This window comes from Cycloclasticus sp. (genome assembly GCF_019090545.1).
Taxonomy (GTDB): Bacteria; Pseudomonadota; Gammaproteobacteria; order Methylococcales; family Cycloclasticaceae; genus Cycloclasticus; species Cycloclasticus pugetii.
On sequence record NZ_JAHRVT010000008.1, the window covers coordinates 93117 to 109632 of the forward strand.

Sequence of the window (16516 nt, forward strand, 5' to 3'; positions counted from 1 at the left end):
GTTAAGCTAATGCTTTATTGTTGTATCGCCGAGAATTTGCTCGGCAAACACCTAGTCGTCGAGTACTGCGAATATTTTTGCAGTAATGTCTTGCACACCACCAACACCCTCAATGGTGCTGAATTTAACTGCAGATGTTTCAGCAGCCTTTGAATAGAAGTCAACAAGTGGCGCTGTTTGGGAGTGGTAAGTTGTTAAGCGATCGCGAACAATGTCTTCATGATCGTCGGCACGTTGAATTAATGGCTCACCAGTAATGTCATCAAGTCCCTCTTGTTTAGGTGGGTTATAAGTAAGGTGGTATGTTCTGCCAGAGTCCAAGTGCACGCGCCTTCCAGCCATTCTACGGACGATTTCTTCGTCATCGACAGCAATTTGTATGACGTGATCAACCTCTATGCCCATGTTTGCAAGGCCAATGGCTTGTGGGATTGTGCGTGGGAAACCATCTAACAAGAAACCTTTTGAACAATCATCTTCTGTTAATCGTTCTTTGATTAAGCCTAAAATAATTTCATCAGAGACAAGGCCGCCGACATCCATAACCTTTTTTGCTTCAATACCTAATGGTGTGCGAGCTTTAACGGCAGCTCGTAACATATCTCCCGTGGAGATTTGAGGAATACCGTACTTCTCAGTGATAAATTGCGATTGTGTCCCCTTACCGGAACCAGGGCCACCCAATAAAATTATGCGCATTAATTGTCCTCAAAACCATTGTTATTTTAATCGCGCAAAATAACATAATACGAGGTTTTAATCCAGTTGTTAGCGCTGTTATAGACGTTAGGGGGTGGTGATTTTTAAGCTTCTCAATGGGCAGGTATACCATCATTGATCAGCTCGGTTTTTGATGGGAGAGCGGGAAGGCGGGTATGTTTTTTATTTAAAACAAAGTAGATCTATCTGATGTGAGAGGATGAGCAGTACGCGTTTTATAAGGTGAACTGGTCACGTCTTAATTGATGAGGTGCGGGTAAACGTAGAAAGGTAGGGGGCAGCATAGAGGCCCTTGATAAATGGCCTCTATGCTGTTGTGTTTAGGGCTATTGAGGTTTTTGTGGTGTGATTTCGATTTTTGCTTTTTTTCTTAAATCATTAATGTGTTTTTGAATATGTTCTTGTTCGAGACTAGCCGTAATGCTCGGTTTGACTTGTTCAAACGTTGGCGGCGTCCCATCACGTTTCCCAGTGCGTAAAATGATATGCCAACCAAATTGAGTTTGTACAGCCTGTTTAGTGTATTCATTATCTTTCAAAGAAAGCACGGCTTTCGAGAACTCAGGTACCATTCGTTGCGGAGCAAACCAACCTAAATCCCCACCTTTTGGGCCGCTTGGTCCTGTTGAGTATTCCTTGGCAAGTGTAGCGAATGGAGTACCTTTGTTGAGTTTCTCAATAACTTCTTTCGCCTGCGCTTCTTCTGATACTAAGATATGGCTAGCTTTAAGTTCTGTGACATCCATTTCGTTAATGTTAGCATCATATTCTTCTTTTAGACGCTCTTCAGGAATAGGGTTGTTGTCAAGAAAGTCAATCATAGCGACTTGAGAAAGCATGCTTAAATTAATAAACTTCATGCGTGCCTTAAAGTCAGAAGATTTGTCTAACTTATTCTTATGAGCTTCTTCTTTTAGGAGTTGCATGTTAACGATATCATCAACCAGTTGGTTCATTGGGACATTGTTTTTTGAATCGATTTGACGCCTTTCTAGGGCGTAAAACTGTAAGGTTGATTGTTTGAGTTCTTGTCCATTAACAATAGCGATGGTTGGGTCTTCGTTTGCGAATGCCTGTGGGGCGATAGATGCTAGTAAAATTGAACCAATGATGACTAATTTACCCTTCATTTAAATCTCCTGTTGTCGGTTTTTCTTCTGGTGTAAAGGCTTTAATGCTAAGTGCATGAATGTCGCTTTTCATCATGTCACCTAATGCTCGATAAATAAGCTGGTGACGTTGAATTCTTGATTTATTTTCAAATTTATTAGAAACAATGGTCAGGTAAAAATGCCCACCACCTGATTTAGCACCTTCATGCCCTGCATGAGATTGGCTATCATCTAATACTTGAATGAACTCGGGCTGAATAGCCTTATTTAAAGTGTCTTTTATTATATCTGTACGGTTTGTCATTTTATCTGTAGAAAAATTCCTAGTTATGGTTATCTGGTTGGTTTATAGGGTCTTCGATGTGCTTGGTAAGGTAAATGCCTTGAGCCACAATAAACATTATTGTTAACCCAAGCATTCCAAACAATTTGAAATCTACCCAAGTATCTGTGTCGAAATTGTACATAACATACAGGTTTAAAAGCCCTTGTACTACAAAGAAAAGAGCCCAAATGCCATTTAGTTTTGTCCAAATTTTGTCAGAAAGTGTTAATCCACCGCTCATCATGCGTTTAACAAGAGGGGTGTTACCAATAAAGTGCGTGGAAATGCAAGCAAAGGCAAAAAGCCAATTGATCACTGTGGGTTTCCATTTAATGAAGGTTTCATTTTGTAGGTAGAGTGTTGCGCCACCAAAAAGAAGCATAAGGCAGAAAGTCATTATATGTGTTGAATCGACTCGTTTATTTTTAAGCCAAAATGAAGCAACCTGAAGGCCAGACGCAATAATTGCGACAACTGTTGCAGCGTATATGCCTTGCCATTTGTAGACAATAAAAAATAGTAATATTGGAAAAAAATCAGTCAGAAGTTTCATGGTATAGGAGGTGTATATTTAAACAGAAAAATCTACGCCTAATTGACTGTGGAGTTCATCGCGTAGAGTTTGGCTTTCTAGAGCCTGATGATCAAGGTATGACTGGATTGATTTTTGGTTTTTGTAGTCTAGGTTGTCAATATGAATATTGGCTTTTTGACTGTCATTTAGCGTTTCAATTTTTTGGATTATTTCAGCGCGTTCAATGTTTTTAGTTGTTAACGGGCTGTTTTTCTCCTGACTTGCTATGTGCTTTTCATATAAATCTTCCTGTGTGCCAGTCGGTTTGTTGGCAGCCTTTTTAGGATTGGGTATTAGGCTAACACCGGTTAAATTTGCTTGAATGTTCATGAGGGATAATTGCTACAATATACTTAATTTAAGTTGCTGGCTTGGTAACGACTTCAATATCTTCAAATTAACAATTTAACACAATTATTGATATTTCACTATGAGCCCATTAGAACGCTATGAACTTGATCTGGCGCAAAAAAGTTTTATTAAAGATGATGCACAGAAAATCATTATTCAGTGTTTAAATGATTTGTATAAAGAGCTGCTCAATACACCCTCCCAGCTAACTGAAAAGAAAGGTTTTTTTTCTATATTTAAGGCCAAATCAGAACCTCTTTTATTGGCGCCCAAAGGGCTCTACTTATGGGGAGGTGTAGGGCAGGGCAAAACCTATCTTATGGATATCTTTTACGATTCTTTACCATTTAAAGAAAAGCAGCGAACACATTTTCATCGGTTTATGCAAAAAGTTCATAAACAACTCGGTGAGATAAAAAATGTTGAAGATCCACTACAAAAGGTGGCCGATGGAATATCACAACGTTGTAGGGTGTTGTGTTTTGATGAGTTTTTTGTTTCCGATATTACCGACGCAATGCTGTTAGGCCGCTTGTTTGAGGCTTTATTTAAGCGTGGTATCTGTTTAGTTGCAACGTCTAATATCGAGCCGGATGGTTTATATAAGGATGGACTGCAACGGGCAAGGTTTTTACCCGCTATCGAGGCATTGAAGGCCAACTGTAAGGTTAGAAAATTAGACAGTGGAACAGATTACCGATTGCGAGAATTAGAACAGGCGGAAATCTATCATTCTCCCTTGGATGATCAAACAGACAAGGTATTAAATGAGTTGTTTGAACACTTAACCGTTGCAGATGTTGAACCTGAGTCAGCACTTGAAATAGAGGGGCGGATTATTGATGTAAAGCATTGCTCAGAAGGGGTTGTATGGTTTGATTATCAAGTCATTTGTGATATTCCACGTGGTTCAGCTGACTACATTGAAATTTCGCGCTGTTTTCACACTGTATTGATATCAGACGTTGTGGTAATGAATGATATGAGTAATGACCATGCGAACCGTTTTGTTAATTTAGTCGATGAGTTATATGCCCATAATGTTAAATTAATTATGTCAGCACAAGTGTCTGCTGAGAAGTTGTATCAAGGTAAAAAGCTGGCTTTTCAATTTGAACGTACAGTCAGTCGTTTGCTTGAAATGCAATCACATGAATATTTAGAAAGGCCCCACTTACCCTAAAAAGGAGAATAATGATGGATAAACAAACACAATTAGAAATTGAAGCCGCCACTTTTAGGCGTATTCTTAAACACTTTCAAACGAAGACAGATGTGCAAAATATTGATTTGATGAATTTGGCAGACTTTTGCCGAAATTGTTTTTCTAAATGGTATATGGCTGAAGCGAAAGAACGAGATGTTGATATTGATTATGAAGCGGCTAGAGAGGTTGTGTATGGCATGACGTTTGCCGAATGGAAAGAGAAATATCAATTACCAGCAACACCTGAACAATTAGCGGAATTTGAAGCCGGTGAGGCAAGACGTAAAGGAGGTTAGAGCTAACCTCCTTTCATGCTGCCCCGGTGTCACCTAGGTTAGTGTTTTTTTTGGTGACAAGACCGTTGATGACTAAGAGCCTATTGATATTAAAGGCTAGGTCATCGTCACTAATTCTTCCGCATTTGTTGGGTGAATGGCAACGGTATCGTCAAAGTCCTTTTTGGTTGCGCCCATTTTGATAGCAACAGCAAAACCTTGAAGAATTTCATCAGAGCTTTCACCGAACAGGTGACAACCGACCACTTTTTCTTCTTTTCCTGTGGTTACCAGTTTCATAGTGGTGGGCTGTTTATCAACTGATAGCGCCTGTGTCATAGGGTTAAAGGTGGAGGTGTAGGTTTTTACGTTATCGCCAAATTGCTCAATGGCTTGCTCTTGTGTGAGGCCAATTGTTCCGATCGGAGGGTGTGAAAAGATGACGCTAGGAATCAGGTTGTAATCTAATTTACGCTCGTGCTGACCGTTAAATAATCGGTCGCAAAGGCGGCGTGCTGCTGCAATAGCGACGGGTGTTAAGGCAGCTCGCCCAGTCACATCGCCGACGGCAAAAATATGCTCTTGAGATGTTTTTTGCCACTCATCGGTGGTGATAAAGCCACGTTTATCAAGTTCAATACCTGCCTTTTCAATAGATAATGAATCGGTGTTTGGTTCACGTCCAATTGCCCAAATAACTTCATCGTATTCGCCGTCAACGACGCCAGTAGTGGTGTTGATGGTTAATTTTCCTTCGGGGCTTTTATCAATAGACGTTTGTGTGGTTTGAGTTTCAACTTGAATACCTTGGTGTTGCATGGCTTTCATTAACTCAGTACCTAACATACTATCGAATGATCGAAGAGCGTGGTCACCTCGTATAATAAGTGTTACTTGAGTGCCTAAGGCTTGGAAGACACCTGCGAGCTCAACGGCAATAAACCCTGCACCAATGATGGCCACTTTGCGGGGCTGTTTTTCAAGTTCAAAAAAACCATCCGATGTAATACCGTATTGCGCACCAGGAATATTGGGGATAGCCGGTTTACCCCCGGTGGCGATGAGGAAACGTTTAGCCGTATATTGTTTGTCACCAACCTGAATAGTGTGACTATCAATAAACGATGCGGTTCCTTCAATATGTTCGACGTTATTGTTATGTAAATTATTGCCATAAATTCCATTGAGGCGTTTGATGTAGGCGTCTCGATTTTGCTTTAGCAAGTGCCAGTTAAAGGAATTGAGTGAAGCGTCAAAACCATAATCGCTAGCCGAGTGAATAATGTCTGCTGTCGAGGCGGCAAACCACATTACCTTTTTAGGAACGCAGCCAACATTAACGCAGGTTCCACCGAGCCTAGCTTGCTCAACAACTGCACATTTAGCACCGTAAGAAGCTGCTCGATTCGCACCAGCGATACCACCGCTACCACCACCAATAGATATTAAATCAAAGTCATAGTTCATATAAATCAGCCAGTTATGTTTTGTAGTTAAAGTAAAATATTTTCTAGTATTTTAGAGTAGGTCAGTGATAATGTGTCTAAATCGTCAATACGGACGCATTCATTAACCTTATGGATTGTTTCGTTAATGGGGCCTAGCTCAATGAGCTGGGCACCACTTGGGGCAATAAAGCGACCATCAGATGTGCCGCCGCCAGTCGATAAAACAGGTGTACTGCCGGTTAGTTCATAAATGGCTTGTTCAACAGCGTTGGTTAATGTTCCTTTCTCGGTCAGAAATGGTAAACCCGATACCTGCCAACTAAGCTCATAATTATCTGAATTTTGGTCCACTATGTAAGTGATACGCCGTTTAATGTCTTCGGGTGTTAATTCGCTCGAGAAACGTAGATTGAACACTAAATTAAGTTGCCCAGGAACAACATTTTCAACACCGGTTCCAGCATTAATATTAGAGATTTGAAAGCTAGTTGGGGGGAAATATTCATTACCCTCATCCCATTTTTCTGCCGTTATTTTTGACAAAATAGGGGCTAGGGCATGGATAGGGTTATCGACTAATTCGGGGTAAGCAACATGGCCTTGTTTACCAAATAAGGTTAAATAACCATTGATCGAACCGCGTCGACCAACGCGTACCATATCACCAAAACGTTTATGGCTCGACGGTTCACCAACGATACAAAAATCGATTTTTTCTTTGCGCTGGTTCAGTGTGTCAATGACTTTAACAGTACCATCATGGGCGGGGCCTTCTTCATCGCTAGTGATTAAAAACGAAATAGAGCCGTTGTGAGTGCTATGTTCGGTAATAAAACGATCACAAGCAGTCATCATTGCCGCTAAACTGCCTTTCATGTCAGCGGCACCACGGGCATAGACCAAGCCATCCTTGATGGTAGGTTCAAAAGGTGGAGTACTCCATTCTTCTAGTGGACCCGTAGGTACCACATCGGTATGACCTGCAAAACAAAATAACGGCGCTTCGCTGCCTTTTCTTGCCCACATATTGCGTGTTTCGCCGAAGTTCATCCACTCTATTTTGAAGCCACGTTCTTGCAGGTACTCTGCCATCAAGTCCATGCAGCCTGCATCGTTAGGCGTAAGTGATTGCTTTTTAAGTAAGGCAAGGGTGAGGTTTAATGTATCACTCATGTAGACAATAGTTGTTGGTATTGATCAGCGGAAAAGCCAAGTGCTAGGGTTTTGCCGGTATCTAAGAGAGGACGTTTAATGATCGCGGGGTTTTCTAACATGATGCTAATGGCCTGTTCCCTATCGATTGATGATTTTACCTCATCATCAAGTTTGCGCCATGTTGTACCTCGTTTGTTAATCATCGCTTGCCAACCAAGGCGGCCTTCGAGAGCGCTTAAAAGAGCTTCGTTTAGGCCATCTTGCCGGTAATCGTGAAACGTAAACTCGATCCGATTATCAGTCAGCCATTTTTTGGCTTTTTTAATGGTGTCGCAGTTTTTAATACCATACATAACGATGGGCATATTAATCCCTTAATAAATCGTTTAAACCAGTTTTACTGCGAGTTTTTTCATCCACCGTTTTGATAATAATGGCCGCATATAAGCTATGTGTACCGTCTTTTGATGGTAAATTGCCCGGTACAACCACAGAGTAAGGAGGAATACGTCCATACATAATTTCGCCTGTTTCACGGTTGTAAATTTTTGTACTTTGGCCGATGTAAACACCCATTGAAATCACGGAACCTTCGCCAACAATAACGCCTTCAACAATCTCAGAGCGTGCGCCAATGAAGCAATTATCTTCAATGATGGTAGGGCCTGCTTGTAATGGTTCTAGAACACCACCAATACCAACACCGCCCGATAAATGAACATTTTTACCGATTTGTGCACATGAGCCAACTGTTGCCCAACCATCAACCATGGAACCGCTATCTACATAGGCGCCAATATTAACGAAAGAGGGCATGAGGACAACATTAGGTGCAATGTATGAACCTGCACGAACCACTGAACCTGGTACAGCACGCATACCGCCATTTTTAAAATCTTCTTCAGTGTAGTTAGCAAATTTAGTCTCTACTTTATCGTAGAAGCGGTTTTCATCACGGTCCATGACGCGGTTGTCGTTGATCTTGAACGATAATAAAACAGCTTTTTTTAACCACTGATTGACCACCCAGTCGCCGTCTTTTTTTTCTGCAACACGACCTTCGCCACTGTCTAGCATAGCAAGTGCTTGTTCAACGGCACTGCGAATTTCTGAGGAGACTGATTTTGAATCAAAGTCAGCGCGGTTTTCAAAAGCTTCATTGATAATGTTTTCAAGGTTTTGCATGTGTTAATCCTATAATTTAATGATAGTTTAAAGAGTTTGTATGAATTGTTTAATTCGGTGTGCGGCGTCTAAACATTCGCCCACTGGTGCTACCAGCGCCATACGAATATGATTTAAACCAGGATTGCCGTCGTTTGTATTGCGGGCTAGAAACTGCCCAGGTAACACGGTGATATGTTGTTTTTCGAACAGTTGCTGTGCAAAGTCGATATCAGAAATAGGTGTTTTTGCCCATAAATAAAAGCCCGCGTCGGGTGCTTTTACATCCAAGCTATCGTCAATTATAGACAGCACATCTTTGAATTTTTGAGCATAAAGAATGCGGTTTTCATTAACATGTTCTTCGTGTCCCCAAGCGGCAATACTGGCATGTTGGGTCGGCGTTGGCATGGTGCAGCCGTGATAAGTACGGTAATTAAAATAGCTTTTTAGAACCTTAGCATCGCCAGCAATAAACCCTGATCGCAAACCCGGCGCGTTTGAGCGCTTGGACAGGCTATGGAAAACAACACAACGTGAAAAATCTGTGTTGCCCATGTTCTGGCTGACCTCTAATAAACCTAATGGTTTATTGTGTTCAGTGGTGTATATCTCTGAATAACATTCATCCGCCGCAATGATGAAGTCATAACGGTGTGCTAGTTCAATAAGTTGTCTTAGTTGTGCCTCGGTATGGTTTGCACCACTGGGGTTGCCAGGGTTACATAGATAAAGTAGTTGGCAGTTTTTCCATGTTTTTGTGCTTACTTTGTCGTAATCGGGCAGGTAATTGTTTTCTTGATCACAATTGATGAAGAATGGTTTTGCACCGGCTAATAAAGTTGCCCCTTCATATATTTGATAAAAGGGGTTTGGCATGGCAACGATGGCCTTATCACTTCGTTGGACAACGCATTGTGCGAATGAGAAGAGGGCTTCTCGTGTGCCACTAACCGGTAAAATATGTGTGTTTGGGTCAAGCGCGTTAGGGTTTATATCAAAACGTTGAGAAAGCCATGCGGCAATGCTTTGTCGTAATTCGTCTAGCCCTTTTGTGGTTGGGTATTGGCCAAGGGTATGTAAGTGTTTTAGCAATGCATCGGTAATTATTTGAGGCGTAGGGTGCTTGGGTTCGCCAACAGATAAAGCGATATGCTCTAACTGATTGGGTGGTGTAATACCGTGCTTGAGTTTAGCGAGTTTCTCAAATGGGTACGGTTGAAGAGAAGCTAAATCTGGGTTCATAACGAAAGGATATTTTTTGTAGCGTGGTAGTATAGGTGATTAGCGTTTAGGATAAAACGCTCCAAGCTAACAATAATAGCAAATCTGATGGCTGATACAGTACTGCAAATTTTTGCGAAGGCACCTATAGACGGTTTTGTAAAAACGCGCTTGATACCCGAACTAGGTGTGAAGGCAGCAACTGATGTATATATAACGTTATTAAGCAGTGTTGTTGAGTTAGCTGCTAGCAGTAGTTACAGCGTCCAACTATGGTGTGCGCCTGATTTACAACATGACTTTTTTCAGCAGGTTGCTAAGAAATATAAATTTGCCCTACGCAAACAACGCGGCGCTAACCTGGGTGATAAGATGAAGTATGCTCTTGAGCAAGGGCTTCACGAGGCAAATAGGGTTGTGTTGATTGGTGCCGATTGCCCAGTTTTTACTCTCAATTATTTAATGGAAGCATTTCAGTTACTGACAGACTCGAAGGTGGTTTTGGGGCCGGCAGAAGATGGTGGTTTTGTATTAATTGGTTGCACCAAGGTGCGCGACAATATGTTTAGTCAGGTTGATTGGGGTGAAGCAACGGTACTAAGCCAGACCTTGAAGGCATTGACAGGTGCAAAACTGACATATAGCTTGTTGCCGATGCTTTGGGATGTTGATACGTTAAGCGATTTAAAGCGATGGCAGGCTAGTTAATGGGGCTGTTGAAGGTCTTCTATGAAAGCTTTTAAGAAGCGCGTGGCTTCACCACCTGTAACGACCCTATGATCAACGGTGATGGCCAGTGGTAAGATATTTCTAATCAGCATTTTTCCCTCTATTACAACAACTTCTTCGCGAGCTTTACCTGCGCCAACAATCGCAACAGTGGGCGGCAATACAACGGGCATTGCGTAGCGCCCTGCAATACTGCCGTAATTTGACAAGGTGATGGTGTAGCCTCGTAATTCATCAGCTGAAAAACTTCGTTGTTCAATTTTACTTTTTAAAGTTGCCAGTTTTTGTTTAATACCGTCTAGATTTTCTTTTTCAATATCGCGTAAAACAGCAACGAATAAACCCTGTGGTGCATCAACTGCTAAACCGAGATGAATGGAGCTTAATAGGCGTCTACCAAGAGCATGTGAGTCAAACCAAGCATTTAAAGCTGGTTCTGTCTGGCAAGCTGCAACAAGGGCACGAATTAACCTTGGGGTGATATCGGCGGTGTTTTTGATCAGGCTGATATCGGCATCATCAACTACCGTAGCAGGCGCTACTTCAGCATGTGATTGGCTCATGTTCCTAGCCATTGCTTTACGTACGCCTCGTAAAGGTTCCATTGGGCCGACAGCAGATAGAATTCTTGCAACACGCCGAACGTCATCCGATTGTATCAAGCCGTCGTGGCCACTTGGCGTGACCATCGATAGATCAACTCCCAAGCGGTGAGCAAGTGCTCTAACAGCAGGCGTGGCTTTGGCATTAAAGCGTATGCTTTTGTTGCTGCTCGATTTATCGTCTATTAAAACATCGCTGGTTTCCATTTCGCCGACAACTGTTCCGCTATCGTGCTCTGTATCACCTTCAAATTTTACAAGTGGGTCACCCGTTTTTATCACCTCATTAATATCACCATATAAATGGCTAACAGTACCTGAGACAGGTGACGGTATATCAATAATAGCCTTAGCGGTTTCAACAGAGACTAGTGGAGCGTTTATGGAGATGCTATCGCCAACTTTAACATGCCATTCTACGATTTCTGCATCTGGAAGGCCCTCGCCTAAGTCGGGTAAATGAAATATATTCATCGGTACTCCATTATCTGTATTGCTGAGTTTATGATGCGTTGAGCACTGGGCATATAATAATGCTCATTTTTGAGCATCGGCATAACGGTGTCGTAACCAGTGACCCGCTGAACGGGAGCGAGTAAAGAAGTAATGCTTTTTTCAGCTAATTGGGCGGCTATTTCAGCACCAACACCGCCTGTTTTAGCGGCTTCGTGAATAATAATGCAGCGGCCCGTTTTATTAACAGAATCGATTATGCTACTAATATCGAGCGGTTTAATGGTCGCAACATCGATAACTTCTGCATCGATACCCTGTTGTGTTAATTGCTCTGCCGCAGCAAGGGTTTCTTTAAGCATGGCGCCCCAACTGATAAGTGTAAGGTCAATACCTTCACGGAGCACAAAACAAGTGTCTAAAGGTAAGGGTTGGCCGTTATCTTTAATGGCTTGCTTTCCATCACGATAAATACGCTTTGGTTCTAAAAATAAAACGGGGTCGGGGTCTTGTATGGCTGCAATTAATAGGCCGTATGCACGGGCTGGCGAGGAGGGAATAACCACACTTAAGCCGGGAATATGGGCGAAAAGAGCTTCGGTGCTTTCACAATGGTGTTCAGGTGCGTGTATGCCGCCGCCAAAGGGTGCTCGAATAACCATCGGGCAACTTAAGCGGCCTCTCGTTCTGTTACGTAGGCGAGCAGCGTGGTTAAGAATTTGATCAATGGCGGAATAGATAAACCCCATGAACTGAATTTCAACAATTGGAATTAAGCCTTGGCTGGCCATACCAATAGACATGCCAACGATGGCTGACTCGGCTAGGGGTGTATCAAAAACGCGTTTGCTCCCAAATTCTTTTTGCAGCTTATCTGTGGCGCGAAAAACACCGCCATTGGCTCCAATATCCTCACCTAATACAACAATGTTGTCATTAACTCGCATTTGATTAGCCATTGCGCGGTTGACCGCATCAATCATCGTCCACTCATTCATGATGTTTAAGCGCCAAGAGAAAGCGTTGTTTTTGTTCGGCCAGATCGGCAGGAATTTTTTCGTACATATGATCAAAAAACTCCCCGGCGGGTTGAGCAGGGAGCTGTTTGTAATTAGCGACTGCTATGTTGATCTGCTTTTGTGCTGCGGCATATAATTGTTGGTCTTCATCTGTTGTCCATGAATGCTGCTCAGTTAGGTAGTTTTTAAAACGAATTAGGGGTTCTTTGTGTTGAGCTTCTTCGAATAATGCAGGGTTGATATAACGTGTCGCGTCATCTGCCGTTGTATGATCGCAAATTCGATACGTGATGGCTTCAATGAAAAAAGGTCGCTGATTAGTTCGTATTTTTTCCAGCGCGTTTTCGATGCTAATTAACATGCCGAGCACGTCATTACCATCAACACGTATTGCATCAATTCCAACTGCAAGTGCTTTATGAGCTAGCGTTTTTGAGGCGGTTTGTTGAGCTAAGGGCACGGAGATGGCCCATTGGTTGTTATTAACAATAAATAGTGTTGGAAGCGACATGGCGCCAGCGATGTTTAATGATTCATAAAAATCACCTTTAGAAGTGGCGCCATCTCCGCAAGTTACAACCGCCACCTTTGAAGTGGATTTGTACTTTAGGGCAAAGGCAACCCCTATTGCATGACAGAGTTGAGTGGCGATTGGTACACAGAGGGGGAAGTCGTGAGCTTGATGTTTGAAATGGCTGCCCCTTTCGTCGCCGCCCCAATATTGCAAAATTTCTTCAAGCTGTACACCTCGTTGAATTTGTGCGCAGATATCACGGTAATAGGGGATAAAGACATCATCCTTAAGCATCGCTTTGCCAATAGCGGTTCCTATTGCTTCTTGCCCTCTATTCGAGGCATAGGTGCCGATGATTCCAACCCGCTGTAGATTGATGATCGTTTCATCAAAAAGTCTTGATGTAACGAGTGTGCGGTAGAGCTGAGTTAGCGTTTCGCGGTTTTGAAGTGGCGTTGGAAGAGGTTGTAATAACGCTCCGTGTTCATCAAGATAGCTTAGGTATTCAATGTTGGTTCCATTGTTTTCACTCATCTAAAATGTATCCCTACAATGATGTAGATAAAAGGTTAGTCTATATTTAATGATAAAAGTTCAGTCCTTATGAGCATCAGGCACCCAGAATAATAACTGTTTTTTATAGCCAGCCAGTTATAATATCTAGCCAATAAAAAGTTTATCGTTATTAATAATGAATGCTGTCAATTCTGCATCGCACATCGTACAGATTAAAAAAATCTCCAAGTTTTATAATAATAAACAGGTGGTTAATGAGCTAGATTTAAATATTGAAGCGGGTTGTTTTTGTGGAATATTGGGTCCAAATGGCGCAGGTAAAACGACGACGTTAAGGATGTTGGTTGGTCACTGTCCGATAGATACCGGAGAACTGTCAATTTTAGGGTTGCCGATGCCTGCAAACGCATCGCTTATCAGGGAATCTGTCGGTGTTGTACCTCAAATGGATAATTTGGACCCTGATTTTACCGTTGAAGAAAATTTATACGTTTATGGGCGTTTTTTTGGTATCGACGAAAAAACATTAAAAGAACGAACAAAAGAGCTTCTTGCATTTGCATCGTTAGAAGATAAAGCGGCCTGTAAAATATCAGCGTTATCTGGAGGCATGAGACGACGTCTGTCATTGGCAAGGGCTTTGATTAATAAGCCTAAATTATTGATTCTGGATGAACCAACGACTGGGCTAGACCCACAAGCACGCCAAGCTATTTGGCAAAAGCTTCGCGAGTTAAAAAAACAGGGGCTTACTCTAATTTTAACGACGCACTATATGGAAGAGGCGGAGCGCTTATGTGATCGGGTTATTGTGATGGACTACGGCGAGGTGATGGCCGATTCGCCACCTAAGGAGTTAATTAAGGATGAAATTGAATCACATGTTCTTGAAGTTCATGCAGCTTCGGACGATTTAATATCGGTGCTAAAGCAGGATAAAACGCTCGCTCGGTTTGAGAAATCAGGGGATATTTGCTTTTTTTATGGCGAGAAAATGAACCATGCTTTGGCTGTGTTAGAGCAAGGGACGCATGATGATTATCTGTTTCGTCCCGCGAATTTAGAAGATGTTTTTATCAAGTTAACTGGGCGAGATTTGCGTGAATAAACTAGCTAAACTGAAACTATTTTTATCCAGAAGTCGGTCAATTTGGTCGCGAAATATTCGCGTTTGGGGGAAGCTTGCTGGGCCTTCATTGCTGGGTAACTTTGGTGAGCCTTTGTTATATTTAATCGTATTGGGTTATGGCTTGGGCCGATTTGTGGGCGAGGTTGAGGGAATGCCCTATATGGCTTTTTTGGCCTCAGGGGTTGTCTGCACCAGCGCGTTGAATTCGGCAAGTTTTGAAGGCATGTATTCCGCCTATACTCGAATGGAAGTGCAGCAAACATGGTTAGGCATGCTGACGACACCGGTGAATGTTGGTGAGGTGGTTTTTGGTGAAATACTCTGGGGGGCGACTAAAAGTTTTATCAGTGTCAGTGCTATATTAATTGTCGCTGCCTTCTTGGGGTTGGTGGAAAATGGCTGGGCGTTATTAGTGTTGCCCGTTGCTTTTCTAACGGGGCTGTGTTTTTCATCATTGGCGTTGTTAATGACATCAAGCGCCAAAAGTTATGATTTTTTTCTTTATTACACGACGCTATTTATTACCCCAATGGTTTTAGTTAGTGGCGTCTTTTTCCCTATAGATACCTTGCCGCAAATAGTTCAGTGGATTGCTACCGTGTTACCTTTGTATCACGCTATTTCCTTGGTGCGCCCGTTAATGACAGGTGGAGAAGTGTCATTGGTGCTGCTGCATGTATTGGTCTTGTTGATATTTAGTATAACGGCGGGTAGTTTAGCCGCCTATAGGGTAAAGAAAAGGCTCATTAAATGAGCCTTTGTGATCGAAGGTAAGAATTAATCGTTATAATTATGCGGCTATAACAACCTTATTTCGGCCTGCTTCTTTTGCTTGGTACAGTGCTTTATCGGCGCGATCAATTAACAGTTCAACACTATCGGTTGCTTTAACTGTTGCGATACCTGCGGAGATTGTTACCTCTCCAATGGCTTCACCGCTTTCTTTTCGTTGCAGCTTACTGTTGCTCATTGCAATACGTATTTTTTCCGTCAGCTGCTTCGCGTTGTCAATATCTAGGCCGGTTAAAATAACTGCAAATTCTTCACCACCATACCTAGCAATATGGTGCTCTGAGCCAACAATCTGGGTTAAAAGTGCGGAAACGTAACGAATAACTCGATCGCCGACAAGGTGGCCAAAATTATCGTTTACACGCTTAAAGTGATCAATATCAAGTAGAACCAGGGTTGCACTTAAATTGGTTTCACTATGAACAACGTTATCTATCGCTTTATCAAACGCGCCTCTGTTTTTAAGGCCTGTTAACGCATCTTTTTCAGCGCTTGCTTTTACTGCCTCTAATTCGGCTTTCATTTTAAGAATTTCAGCATTTGTTTCTTGCATCCTTGCTTGGGTGGCCTGATTGTTCTTAACCATCTCTCGTGTATCCTGCATGACTTGTTTGAGCACAAGTGCAGCGGCCTGTGGGTCGGTTGTATAGGATAAAGTTTCAGCATGTTTGTTAATTGCGCTGTCAAACTCTCCGGCACCACTGCTGACCTGTTGGACTTCTTCAGATGCTGAAGACATGACTTTTTCTAAGGAGTGCTGTATTTTTTCTTGTTGTTCTAGGGTTGCTCCACCATTGATGTATTTTTCATAAAGTTCCAGCATGATAGCTAATGTAAAAGGTTTTTTTTCACTAATAATGCTATCGATGACGTCATTAAGGGTCTGGGAATTACCAGATAAATAACTGTAAAAAATAGAGTAGTTGATGGGGGTGGGAGGTAAGTTATGTTGTGACAACATTGGGATTGCTTGCCTTAAATATTCGGCGGCTTGTTTGGGTTCGTCTTGCTGTAACATTTAATTCCTCTGTTTGACGGTTTGTATTTATATTAGTACAAAATTTGAAGCCAGTTGTAAACAGCTGGAGTTTGGTGAGTTTATCTGCTTTATTTAGTCATTATATGATGAAATTTGTGAGGGAGGTCTCATTTTATTTGCCTGTGTAGTAACTGTCAGTAAAGGTTTATTCGAGGCAGTTGGGTAAGA

19 protein-coding genes are annotated in these 16516 nt (G+C 42.1%); 5 read left to right on the forward strand and 14 right to left on the reverse strand.

What is annotated here, in order from left to right; translation table 11 throughout:
- Positions 1 to 51 precede the first annotated feature (51 nt).
- The 5 genes from adk to KUG63_RS01780 all read right to left on the reverse strand — a co-directional run bounded on the left by adk (position 52) and on the right by KUG63_RS01780 (position 3061).
- Positions 52 to 699 (reverse strand): adenylate kinase, encoded by a 648-nt coding sequence (adk, locus tag KUG63_RS01760; RefSeq protein WP_015006201.1) that lies wholly within the window; start codon positions 697 to 699, stop codon positions 52 to 54.
- 347 nt (positions 700 to 1046) lie between these two features.
- The gene (locus KUG63_RS01765) at positions 1047 to 1850 is read right to left on the reverse strand and encodes a peptidylprolyl isomerase (RefSeq protein ID WP_015006200.1); all 804 of its coding nucleotides are present in this window, start codon (positions 1848 to 1850) and stop codon (positions 1047 to 1049) included.
- Positions 1840 to 2136, reverse strand: a complete 297-nt coding sequence (locus KUG63_RS01770) for a BolA family protein (RefSeq protein ID WP_015006199.1) — start codon at positions 2134 to 2136, stop codon at positions 1840 to 1842. The genes KUG63_RS01765 and KUG63_RS01770 overlap by 11 nt, the downstream gene beginning before the upstream one ends.
- Before the next feature lie 19 nt (positions 2137 to 2155).
- Complete coding sequence (locus KUG63_RS01775; protein ID WP_015006198.1) at positions 2156 to 2710, reverse strand: septation protein A; 555 nt, start codon at positions 2708 to 2710, stop codon at positions 2156 to 2158.
- An 18-nt stretch (positions 2711 to 2728) separates the two neighbouring features.
- Complete coding sequence (locus KUG63_RS01780; protein WP_287553834.1) at positions 2729 to 3061, reverse strand: hypothetical protein; 333 nt, start codon at positions 3059 to 3061, stop codon at positions 2729 to 2731.
- 100 nt (positions 3062 to 3161) lie between these two features.
- Here KUG63_RS01780 and zapE point away from each other — a divergent pair, with 100 nt between their 5' ends.
- Positions 3162 to 4265: a cell division protein ZapE gene (gene zapE, locus KUG63_RS01785; RefSeq protein ID WP_020932341.1), complete on the forward strand. Its 1104-nt coding sequence runs from the start codon at positions 3162 to 3164 to the stop codon at positions 4263 to 4265.
- A gap of 11 nt (positions 4266 to 4276) precedes the next feature.
- Complete coding sequence (locus KUG63_RS01790) at positions 4277 to 4585, forward strand: DUF1244 domain-containing protein (protein ID WP_015006195.1); 309 nt, start codon at positions 4277 to 4279, stop codon at positions 4583 to 4585.
- Positions 4586 to 4681: 96 nt separating this feature from the next.
- Here KUG63_RS01790 and gorA read toward each other — a convergent pair whose 3' ends face one another.
- From gorA to dapC, 5 genes are read right to left on the reverse strand one after another with little or no spacing between them, the layout of a single operon-like run.
- The gene (gorA, locus tag KUG63_RS01795; protein WP_020932342.1) at positions 4682 to 6031 is read right to left on the reverse strand and encodes a glutathione-disulfide reductase; all 1350 of its coding nucleotides are present in this window, start codon (positions 6029 to 6031) and stop codon (positions 4682 to 4684) included.
- A gap of 26 nt (positions 6032 to 6057) precedes the next feature.
- Positions 6058 to 7185, reverse strand: a complete 1128-nt coding sequence (gene dapE / locus KUG63_RS01800) for a succinyl-diaminopimelate desuccinylase (RefSeq protein WP_015006193.1) — start codon at positions 7183 to 7185, stop codon at positions 6058 to 6060.
- Positions 7182 to 7532, reverse strand: a complete 351-nt coding sequence (locus tag KUG63_RS01805) for an ArsC family reductase (RefSeq protein WP_287553838.1) — start codon at positions 7530 to 7532, stop codon at positions 7182 to 7184. Before KUG63_RS01805 ends, dapE begins: the two co-directional genes overlap by 4 nt.
- A gap of 1 nt (position 7533) precedes the next feature.
- Positions 7534 to 8352, reverse strand: coding sequence for a 2,3,4,5-tetrahydropyridine-2,6-dicarboxylate N-succinyltransferase (dapD, locus tag KUG63_RS01810; protein ID WP_016390095.1), 819 nt, complete (start codon positions 8350 to 8352; stop codon positions 7534 to 7536).
- A gap of 27 nt (positions 8353 to 8379) precedes the next feature.
- Positions 8380 to 9576 carry a succinyldiaminopimelate transaminase gene (gene dapC / locus KUG63_RS01815; protein ID WP_287553840.1) on the reverse strand — a complete coding sequence of 399 codons (1197 nt, stop codon included), beginning with the start codon at positions 9574 to 9576 and terminating at the stop codon, positions 8380 to 8382.
- Positions 9577 to 9663: 87 nt separating this feature from the next.
- On the opposite strand from dapC, the gene KUG63_RS01820 reads away from it, so the two are divergent.
- A complete protein-coding gene (locus KUG63_RS01820; protein ID WP_015006189.1) occupies positions 9664 to 10263 on the forward strand; it encodes a TIGR04282 family arsenosugar biosynthesis glycosyltransferase in 600 nt (199 codons plus the stop codon).
- On the opposite strand, the gene KUG63_RS01825 is transcribed toward KUG63_RS01820, so the two are convergent.
- From KUG63_RS01825 to pdhA, 3 genes are read right to left on the reverse strand one after another with little or no spacing between them, the layout of a single operon-like run.
- Positions 10260 to 11360: a dihydrolipoamide acetyltransferase family protein gene (locus KUG63_RS01825; protein WP_287553842.1), complete on the reverse strand. Its 1101-nt coding sequence runs from the start codon at positions 11358 to 11360 to the stop codon at positions 10260 to 10262. The two genes, KUG63_RS01820 and KUG63_RS01825, sit on opposite strands and share 4 nt — an antisense overlap.
- Positions 11357 to 12337 (reverse strand): alpha-ketoacid dehydrogenase subunit beta, encoded by a 981-nt coding sequence (locus KUG63_RS01830; protein ID WP_287553843.1) that lies wholly within the window; start codon positions 12335 to 12337, stop codon positions 11357 to 11359. Before KUG63_RS01830 ends, KUG63_RS01825 begins: the two co-directional genes overlap by 4 nt.
- Complete coding sequence (gene pdhA, locus KUG63_RS01835) at positions 12330 to 13406, reverse strand: pyruvate dehydrogenase (acetyl-transferring) E1 component subunit alpha (protein ID WP_287553844.1); 1077 nt, start codon at positions 13404 to 13406, stop codon at positions 12330 to 12332. The genes KUG63_RS01830 and pdhA overlap by 8 nt, the downstream gene beginning before the upstream one ends.
- A gap of 157 nt (positions 13407 to 13563) precedes the next feature.
- Between pdhA and KUG63_RS01840 the strand changes: the two genes are divergently transcribed.
- Positions 13564 to 14496 carry an ATP-binding cassette domain-containing protein gene (locus KUG63_RS01840; RefSeq protein ID WP_015006187.1) on the forward strand — a complete coding sequence of 311 codons (933 nt, stop codon included), beginning with the start codon at positions 13564 to 13566 and terminating at the stop codon, positions 14494 to 14496.
- Positions 14489 to 15271 carry an ABC transporter permease gene (locus KUG63_RS01845; protein ID WP_020932349.1) on the forward strand — a complete coding sequence of 261 codons (783 nt, stop codon included), beginning with the start codon at positions 14489 to 14491 and terminating at the stop codon, positions 15269 to 15271. Before KUG63_RS01840 ends, KUG63_RS01845 begins: the two co-directional genes overlap by 8 nt.
- Before the next feature lie 36 nt (positions 15272 to 15307).
- Here KUG63_RS01845 and KUG63_RS01850 read toward each other — a convergent pair whose 3' ends face one another.
- The gene (locus tag KUG63_RS01850) at positions 15308 to 16327 is read right to left on the reverse strand and encodes a GGDEF domain-containing protein (protein ID WP_015006185.1); all 1020 of its coding nucleotides are present in this window, start codon (positions 16325 to 16327) and stop codon (positions 15308 to 15310) included.
- Positions 16328 to 16516: the final 189 nt, after the last annotated feature.